Annotated in this window: 9 protein-coding genes and 1 pseudogene; 3 read left to right on the forward strand and 7 right to left on the reverse strand. The window is 67.1% G+C overall.

Going from position 1 to position 6,618, the window contains the following annotated elements:
• Position 1 precedes the first annotated feature (1 nt).
• A complete protein-coding gene (locus tag CWS39_RS21515) occupies positions 2-376 on the reverse strand; it encodes a DUF427 domain-containing protein (protein ID WP_102144954.1) in 375 nt (124 codons plus the stop codon).
• A gap of 40 nt (positions 377-416) precedes the next feature.
• Here CWS39_RS21515 and CWS39_RS21520 point away from each other — a divergent pair, with 40 nt between their 5' ends.
• On the forward strand, positions 417-881 hold the full coding sequence (locus tag CWS39_RS21520; RefSeq protein WP_102144939.1) for an SRPBCC family protein: 465 nt from the start codon (positions 417-419) through the stop codon (positions 879-881).
• Between the two features lie 73 nt (positions 882-954).
• Here the strand turns inward: CWS39_RS21520 and CWS39_RS21525 are convergent, their stop codons facing one another.
• A complete protein-coding gene (locus CWS39_RS21525; protein ID WP_431306164.1) occupies positions 955-2,319 on the reverse strand; it encodes an NAD(P)/FAD-dependent oxidoreductase in 1,365 nt (454 codons plus the stop codon).
• 71 nt (positions 2,320-2,390) lie between these two features.
• Between CWS39_RS21525 and CWS39_RS21530 the strand changes: the two genes are divergently transcribed.
• Positions 2,391-2,873: a DUF4262 domain-containing protein gene (locus CWS39_RS21530; protein ID WP_102144941.1), complete on the forward strand. Its 483-nt coding sequence runs from the start codon at positions 2,391-2,393 to the stop codon at positions 2,871-2,873.
• Between the two features lie 293 nt (positions 2,874-3,166).
• On the opposite strand, the pseudogene CWS39_RS21535 reads toward CWS39_RS21530, so the two are convergent.
• The 5 genes and pseudogenes from CWS39_RS21535 to CWS39_RS21555 all read right to left on the reverse strand — a co-directional run.
• Positions 3,167-3,364: pseudogene (locus tag CWS39_RS21535) on the reverse strand (class I SAM-dependent methyltransferase); the annotation flags it as partial.
• A 76-nt stretch (positions 3,365-3,440) separates the two neighbouring features.
• Entirely contained in the window at positions 3,441-4,451 is a 1,011-nt protein-coding gene (locus CWS39_RS21540; RefSeq protein WP_102144942.1) for an NAD-dependent epimerase/dehydratase family protein, read from the reverse strand.
• Positions 4,448-4,954 carry a nuclear transport factor 2 family protein gene (locus CWS39_RS21545; protein ID WP_102144943.1) on the reverse strand — a complete coding sequence of 169 codons (507 nt, stop codon included), beginning with the start codon at positions 4,952-4,954 and terminating at the stop codon, positions 4,448-4,450. The genes CWS39_RS21540 and CWS39_RS21545 overlap by 4 nt, the downstream gene beginning before the upstream one ends.
• Positions 4,955-4,974: 20 nt before the next feature.
• Positions 4,975-5,319 carry a hypothetical protein gene (locus tag CWS39_RS21550; RefSeq protein WP_102144944.1) on the reverse strand — a complete coding sequence of 115 codons (345 nt, stop codon included), beginning with the start codon at positions 5,317-5,319 and terminating at the stop codon, positions 4,975-4,977.
• A 39-nt stretch (positions 5,320-5,358) separates the two neighbouring features.
• Positions 5,359-5,760, reverse strand: coding sequence for a hypothetical protein (locus CWS39_RS21555; RefSeq protein ID WP_102144945.1), 402 nt, complete (start codon positions 5,758-5,760; stop codon positions 5,359-5,361).
• 240 nt (positions 5,761-6,000) lie between these two features.
• Between CWS39_RS21555 and msrA the strand changes: the two genes are divergently transcribed.
• Positions 6,001-6,516 carry a peptide-methionine (S)-S-oxide reductase MsrA gene (gene msrA, locus CWS39_RS21560; protein ID WP_102144955.1) on the forward strand — a complete coding sequence of 172 codons (516 nt, stop codon included), beginning with the start codon at positions 6,001-6,003 and terminating at the stop codon, positions 6,514-6,516.
• Positions 6,517-6,618: the final 102 nt, after the last annotated feature.

Raw genomic sequence — 6,618 nt, forward strand, 5'->3', positions numbered from 1 at the left:
ATCAGGTTACGGCGATGTCCGCCTTGTCCGGATAGAACGCGACGTGTCCGGCGATGGCAGCGACCGCGGGATAGGGCTGCTCGTAGGTCCAGATCGCATCCTTGACGGTGCGGCCATCGGATGTGACGACGTGGTAGTAGCCGGCCTCGCCCTTGAACGGGCAGTAGGTGGTGGTGTCGCTGCGGGTCAGCCGCGCGTTGTCTACGTCACGCATCGGGATGTATTGCACTGCGGGGTAGGTGGACTCCTGCAGCGTCAGGGCATTGTCGCTCTCGGCGATGACGTCATCGCCGACCTTTACCGTCACGTGTCTGCCGGTCGGCTCGACGGTGATCGGATGCTCGGCGGTGGGCTGTAGGACGGGGCGGTCGGTCATGCTGACCTCCAACGTGACGACGACCACTATTGTTCCTCACATGACTGCCCCCGCCACCGCCCAAGCCGACGTGACGATCGCCGCCGACCCCGGCACCGTCTACCGCATGATCACCGACCTGCCGACATTGGCGTCGCTCGCCGAGGAAGCCCACGCGATGGAGTGGCAGAAGGGCGATGCGGCCCAGCCGGGCGCGGTGTTCAAGGGCCACAACCGCAACGGCTCGCGCACCTGGACCACGGTGTGCACGGTCACCGACGCCGAACCCGGGCGCAGATTCGCCTTCGACGTGAAGTCGATGATGTTGCCCGTCGCGCACTGGCGCTACGACATCACGCCCACCGACGGCGGCTGCACCGTGACCGAGGCGACGTGGGACCGTCGGCCGGGATGGTTCAAGAAGGTCGCCGGCCTGGCGACGGGCGTGCGCGATCGCACCGCCGCCAACGCCGAGCACATCCGGCTGACGCTGCAGCGGCTCAAGGAGAAGGCGGAAAGCGCTTAGCCCGTCGCGAGATTGCTTACAGGCAGGCCCCTACTCGCACTTCGTCTGCCGGAACGCAATTTCGCGATCGGAATCAGGGCTTGCGGGCGATCCGGTCGGCCAGCTTCGCGATCGGCGAGGTGCTCGCCCGCCCCCGTGCCTCATGTCGGTCGGCAAGCTTGTAGGCGAGGTAGAGACCGCGAACGCCCAGCCAGCGCAACGGCTCCGGCTCCCAGTTGCGTGAGCGATGGCCCACCCAGGGCAGCTCGGTCAATGGGGTTCGACGGCCACACACCAGGTCGGCCAGTGTCCGACCGGCGAGATTGGCGGCGGTGACGCCGTGGCCGACGTATCCGCCGGCCCAGCCCAGGCCCGTCGCCCGGTCCAGCACCACGCTGGCCTCCCAGTCGCGGGGCACCGCGAGCACACCGCACCACCCGTGTGCGATCGGCACATCGCGGACTTGTGGCAGCACCGCGTGCAGCGTCGCGGTGAGGTGCTTGATGGTGCGCTCGGGCACGCGTCCGTCGATGTCGGTGCGCGACGCGTAGCGGTACGGCACGCTGCGGCCGCCGATCGCGATGCGATTGTCGACGGTGCGTTGGGCATAGAAGAAGCCGTGCGCGGTGTCGCCCAGGGTTTCGCGGCCGTGCCACCCGATGGAGTCCCAGATGTCGTCGGCAATCGGCTCGGTGGCGATCATCGAGCTGTTCATCGGCAACCATTGGCGTCGCAGGCCCGGCAGCGCGGCGGTGAATCCCTCGGTGGCGCGCAACACGATTGGCGCACGAACGGTGCCGAGCGGCGTCGTCGCGCGACCCGGCTGGAGGTCGGTGACCGGTGACTGTTCGTAGAGGTCGACACCGAGCCGCCCTACTACATCGGCCAGGCCGCGCGCCAGCTGAGCCGGCTGTACCCGCGCGCAGTGTGGATTGTGATAGGCCGAAACCACGCCACTGAGCCGGATCCGTTCGCCCGCTTCGTCTTTCATCAAGGGGACAACGTCGACGTGCCAACGCCGTTCCTCCTCGATCTCCGCGGCCAGCCGGGCGGCCTGAGCGGGATTGCGGGCGACGTGCAATGTCCCGCCTTTCACGATGCCGGCGTCGATACCTTCCCGCTCGGTGACGTCGATGACCTCGTCGACTGCGTCGTTGAGCGTGCGCTGCCAGGCCAGCACGGAGTCACGCCCGTAGAGCGCGGCCATCCGGTTGCGGTCGCCAGGCACGAGGCCGGACAGCCAGCCTCCGTTGCGGCCGGACGCACCGAAGCCGGCGAAGCGGGCCTCGAGGATGGCGATACGCAGCGACGGGTCGGCGCGCTTGAGGTAGTACGCCGTCCATAGCCCGGTGTAGCCGGCGCCGACGATGCACACGTCGGCGTCGCGGTCACCCGGCAGCGGCGGTCGAGACTGCGGTAACCCGTCGAACCAATGCGACACCCGACCATTCACAGGCACCGCCAGATTCTGTCAGGACTTGTCGTACCCCGGGTGCATGGTGGCGGAAGTACCAACGGAAGGAGCACGGAATGTGCTGGCAATGCGATCACCCCGACGCGACCCGGGAGGATTACCACGACGTCCTGCGTCGGGTGGTGCGCGAGCACGGCTGGGCGGTGCAGCACGTCGAAGACGACCGGGTCCCGTTCACATACACCATCGGGCTGTGCCAGGCCGGCCTGCCGGAGTTACTTGTCACCGGCCTTTCGCCCAAGTGGGCGGCGAGACTGCTGAACACGGTGGCCGAGTACATGGTTCGCGAAAAAGTCCCGAAACCGGGCGACACCATGACGCTGCCCAACGACTGGTTCGCCGAGTTCGTCGAAGTCGCACAGCCCGATGCGCACATGGGTCTGGCCGCCAAGTTGTACGGCACCGACCTGCGGGCCATGCAGATCGTCTGGCGTGACAAGCAGGGCCACTCGCCGTGGTGTCCCGAGTTCAACCTCGGTGGTCGACGGCAGCCGGTGCTCGGTGTGCGCGGGGCGCTGAGGCGCAGGACGGTGATGTAGCTGCCGGACGTGGACCTCGCCGCGTAGAGCGGCCGTGAACTAAAGGGGTGTCACCTCGACGACGATGGCGATGATCCGCGACGCGGCGTCGTTCGGCGGCCGGCCGCAGTTGTCGGTGCGCACTGTCTCCCGCGCCAGTCAAGGCCAGCTGCCAGCACAGCAGCATCACGACGAGGATCGCGAATCGACGCATGTATTCAGTATGCGTAGCGGTGGTACTGGGCCATGTAGCGCAGCGACGGCGTCAGCATCATGCCCTTGAGCGTCGCTCGGTAATACCACGGCACGCTGGCGAAGTGCGCACTACGAGTCGTGACCGACGGTGAGTTACCCGGCGTGATCGCAGTCGTCGACCAGTCGTAGTCAATGCGGTCGACGATCTCCTTGGCCCACCGGTCGCCGAGGATAGGGTTATCCAGGTCGGCATCGAGCGCCTTGGCGTAGAACGTCGCGAGCATGGTCTGCGGTGCACCGCTGAGATCGACGCGCAGTTTCTCGGTCACGTCACCGACGCTAGTCCCGTTGGGGTCGCCACGCGTACCGGCTGAACGACGGTCGGCGTGGCGTTCAGCCAGCGGCTTTGGCCTTGCGCCGGGCTTCCCGCAATTGCACCCAGAATTGCGCCGCCTCGCGGATCGACTCCTCCACTGGCCTTGGCTGCCAACCCAATTCGCGCGCCGCCTTGCTGCAATCGACCGGCGCCTCGGCGCGCATCAGCCGCAGCGACGCCAGCGACAGCCGCTCATCAGTGCCCCGCAGCCGCCCCTTGATCGTCCCGAGGGTGGCCAGCACATAGGTCACCGGAAGCGGTATCGACTTTGTCGGCGGCGCCACCCCGGCGGCCTCCGCGGCAATGCGGGCCACCTCGGCGTTGCTGATCATCTTCTCCGAAATCAGGTACCGCTCACCGACGCGACCCTTCTCGGCGGCGAGGATGAGCGCCCGCGCTGCATCGGTCACCCCGACGGCTTCCAGCTCGATGCCCTTCATCACGAACGGCAGCTTGCCGAACGCGGCGCCCGCGATGATCTCACCGTGCGGTGTGCGACCCCAGTCGCCGCTGCCGTAGGTGGTCGACACGCACATCGCCACCGCGGGCAGGCCGTGTTCGCGCGCATACCGCAGCACCAGCTCCTCGGCCTGCACCCGCGAACGCACGTACGGCGTCAGACCGCGGTCGCGGATGATGTCCTCCTCGGAGGCGCGGTGGCCACGTCGCCGACCGACCGTCGCATAGCTGCTCGTGTAGACAAAGCGATGCAGCCCAGCATCTTTCGCGATGTCCACGACGTTTCGCGTGCCGTCGACGTTGGTGCGGAACAGCGGCGACGGGTCGCGCAGCCAGCCGCGGGTGTCGACGACGCAGTAGTACACGTCGTCGCAGCCGTCCATCGCCTCGCGCAACGTGTCGTCATCGAAGATGTCGCCGTGGAACCGGGTGACGTCCAGATCGTCGATGCCGATGGTGTTCGCCGTCGGCCGCACCATCACCCGCACATCGTGGCCGTCGGCCACCAACTGCCGGGTGACGTGCGAACCAAGGAAGCCATTGGCGCCGATGACCAGCTTCGGGCTCATTTGTTGCCTCCGTACTGACGCATCCAGTTCGCCGCCTCGTCGGTCAGCGTGCCCAGTTCCTGGGCCTTGCGGCACCATTTCATGGCCGCCGCGACGAACCGCAACGGGTTGTAGATGTCTTCTTGCCGGCACCACAGCCCGTCGCCGGCATAGGTGACGATCGAGATGTTGGTGGCGCTGATGACCGTGCCGTCGCCGGGGTCGCGCATCGGGTTGTCCAGCTCGCAGATGACCCGTCCGGTCGGCTCGTCGATCACTGTCCACAGCGACGGGAACGAGGTCATGTAGCTGCCCGGGAAGCTCTCCATCGTCTTCCAGATCCAGGCGCGGACTTCGTCGCGGCCCCGCATCGTGCCTGCCGCGTGCTCGACGTAAACCACATCGGGCGTGTACTGCTCAACCCAGGGATCCCAGTCGCGGGTCTCGGCGGCGCGAGCCACCGTGTGCTCGAAGTTCGCGAACGCCTCGGCCAGCTCGGAGCGGGTGAACGTCTTGGTCGTCACACCCAGAACTAGAACACGTTCTACCGACGTTTGTCGAGCACTGCTTGCCCGCTCCGCCGCGCCATAACCAGTGCGCCGATGACCGCGATGGCACCCACGGCGGTCAGCGTGATCGTCCAGGTCCGCCGATCGCGCAGTTCCGCGTCGCATAGTGCGACGTAGTCGGGGTTCACCAGGACTTCGTCGAGCACAGGGATGTTCACGCCGCCGAAGTCGGTCGCCGCGCGGGCCTCGGAGTAGTCGGGCATGGCCGCGCTGCCGCAGCTCACACCCTCTTCGCCGACCGAGACCGGTACCAAGAGCCCGACGATTCCGACGATTGCTGCCACCACGCCGACGAAAAGAACCACCCATCGCATCCTCATGCTGTGCGGCGTACCCGGATCGGCGCGCGGCCAAGCCCGTCAGTAGACGCTGAGCACGCGGCGATCGCCGAGTGGGCTCGCCAGCGGCACCTCGAGCGTTCCGTCGAGCGCGATCATGATGCACATCCGGCCGACGGCCTCCGGCGGCGTACCACTCTGAAGGCGCACGGTGACCGTGTCAGGCGTCTCCTGCACGGTGGCGTGCACGCCGTAGCACTCGGGAGTGCCGGTGGTGAAGTGGACGGCGACGGCGTTGGGGTTCGGCACGCGACTCCATGAGTCGACGGGTACCGGACGCGGGTCGACGATCGCCGGGTTGTCGACGAACACCACGCCGGGGTCGCCCGGCGGCCGCTCCGGCGGTGCGACCGTCGTCTCCGCCGCCGCCACCGGCGCGCACCACACGGCGAGCGCGAGCAGAGCTGATCCGAACCATCGCATAGCTTCACGTTAGCCAACGGTTCGGGATGGGCAGGCGGTAGCGCACCGCCACGTAGACCCTGGCGATTTACGGCAGGCTGGCGGGGCCGTCGTTGGTGCGGATCACGTCAGGACGGATGCGGATGATGGCGCGACCATTATCGACGGCGCTTCGCCACCGTGATTTCGGCGCAGCTGGTCGCGCTCAGCGCTCAGCGCAACTGCGCGCGCCGAAATCACCACGGCAGGCACTATGGAGTCATGACCGAGTACAAGAAGGCGATCCTGGCCGGCGGCTGCTTCTGGGGTATGCAGGATCTGATCCGCAAGCAGCCCGGCGTGGTGTCCACCCGCGTCGGCTACACCGGCGGCGAGAACGCCAACGCCACCTACCGCAATCACCCCGGCCACGCCGAGGCCGTCGAGATCATCTACGACCCGACACAGACCGACTTTCGTACGCTGCTGGAGTTCTTCTTCCAGATCCACGACCCCACCACCAAGGACCGGCAGGGCAACGACGTCGGCACCAGCTACCGCTCGGCGATCTTCTACCTCGACGACGAGCAGAAACGCATCGCGCTGGACACTATCGCCGACGTCGACGCGTCGGGGCTGTGGCCGGGCAAGGTCGTCACGGAAGTGACTCCGGCAAGCGACTTCTGGGAGGCCGAGCCGGAGCACCAGGACTACCTGCAGCGTTACCCGAATGGCTACACCTGCCACTTCCCGCGGCCGGGCTGGAAGCTGCCCAAGCGCGAGACCGCCAGCCAGTAGGCCCCCCCGTTGAGACTGCACACCGGGCGCAAGAGTACGAGAACGGTCCTTTATCACCGCAGAGTCATTCCTGAAGGAGCGGGGCCGGTCAAGACCCAGAGT

Source organism: Mycobacterium hubeiense (assembly GCF_002838065.1).
GTDB classification, from domain to species: Bacteria; Actinomycetota; Actinomycetes; order Mycobacteriales; family Mycobacteriaceae; genus Mycobacterium; species Mycobacterium hubeiense.